Annotated in this window: 3 protein-coding genes; all 3 read left to right on the top strand. The window is 30.4% G+C overall.

Annotated features, from left to right (window positions below; all coding sequences use genetic code 11):
- A partial coding sequence (locus AC2A1C_RS15760; protein ID WP_484026884.1) for a hypothetical protein occupies window positions 1-202 on the top strand: 202 nt, incomplete at its 5' end.
- Between the two features lie 9 nt (window positions 203-211).
- Complete coding sequence (locus tag AC2A1C_RS15755; protein ID WP_484026883.1) at window positions 212-610, top strand: hypothetical protein; 399 nt, start codon at window positions 212-214, stop codon at window positions 608-610.
- Between the two features lie 82 nt (window positions 611-692).
- On the top strand, window positions 693-1,541 hold an 849-nt coding region (locus AC2A1C_RS15750), incomplete at its 3' end, for a PAAR-like protein (RefSeq protein ID WP_484026881.1).

Raw genomic sequence — 1,541 nt, 5'->3', positions numbered from 1 at the left:
TAAGTTCAATTATAACCGTTCAGAAACAAAATATGAAAGATACCCTTCAGATGGTTTAGGTCCACCCATCACTATTAAAATGACAGTAAAAATATATAAAAGCGCGGGGACTAAAAATGGGACTCAATTTATACGAGTTTGGCAAAATAAAAACATTTATCACTATCATGCTCAAAATGAATATGAAAATTATGAATTTTAGACTTTAAATATGAAAAAGAGATCGTTGTTGATATTAATTGGAATTGTAATAATTATAGCACTTATAATTAGATATGGATTTCTTATTATATTTTGGTTTACTACTCCTAAAGGAGGCGAGATAAGTCAAAATGAAAAAATACTATTTCAAAAAATAAAAAATGAAAATAAAGCGACTAATGTCTGGAGAGAGCCTAAGTATAATATTATCAATCCAAAAGACACGATAGTATATAGGATAATTATAAATAACCTTCCATGTACAGGCAATACTCTTAATTTAAAATCAAACTCACTTAAAATCAAAGAAAGAATTGACTCTCTTAATCTTCATAAGAATTTTTATAAGTATGATATAATTTATCAGTGCAAAGATGGAGAAGATATTCGATATAGTTATTTTAGATAAAACAATTATGTAATATAGGTGAAGTTTACTTTTAAAAAAAGATAATTTGAATTTTAAGTGTAAAGATTAAAACACAAAGAAAATGGCAAAAAAAGGATACATCATCGTAGAAGGGGCAAAAGCATTTTGTAGTAGTTCAGTTGCGAATAACTCAAAAGGTACTGCTGTACCATTGGAAGTAAAAAGTCAAAAAAAGAAACTTGGTAAAAACAAATATTTTGCTCAGGAAAAACCTATTGCTATCTATTTAGATGATAAAGCAGATAGCTTTGGAGGAGGGAACGGTTTTGGAAACTGTAAAGGATCTGATGGAAAACCGTATCCTTGTAAAGCAAAATGCAAAATCAAATATAAGGATTATTACGAAAATGTAGATTTCAATAAGAGTATGAAAGTACTTTTAGATATATCTACCGGTACTTGTCCTGGATATGGAGTTCCTGGTACTATTCAGTTTGCAACTACGGGTCAATCCAACAACATTTCTCAAATCGATGTAAGAGAGGCGGATGAATTTTCCGTAACCAATGCTTCTCCACAATGGGAAACCAAAGATCCTGCTGATAAAACCAAAACATCAGTAAGTTCTATCTCTATGATTTTGCCTTTTCCCGTTACAGAACTAAAAGATACTTACTATTATATTCAGCAATCGGCAAACTCATTAAATATACTGCCCAATTTTATAACTCAAAAACTTACGCTGAAAGCAAATTTCAAGGGAGACGCCGCTAAAATAATCTGGACACTTTTTAAAGGAGAAGGCATAAAAGATAAAGTGAAAACTTTTATAGGATTAGGAGCTACCTTTTTTCAGGACTTAGATAAAATTTTTCAGAATTTAGAAGAAGGAAAATATAAGATTGAAGCTTACGGAGGAAAGCCCGGAGATGCTAAATGCACTCTCAATGTTGAAATTGTAAAAGATTTT

The organism is Chryseobacterium sp. HNCC26DJ241, from assembly GCF_057180505.1.
This window is presented reverse-complemented; position numbering and strand designations above follow the sequence as displayed.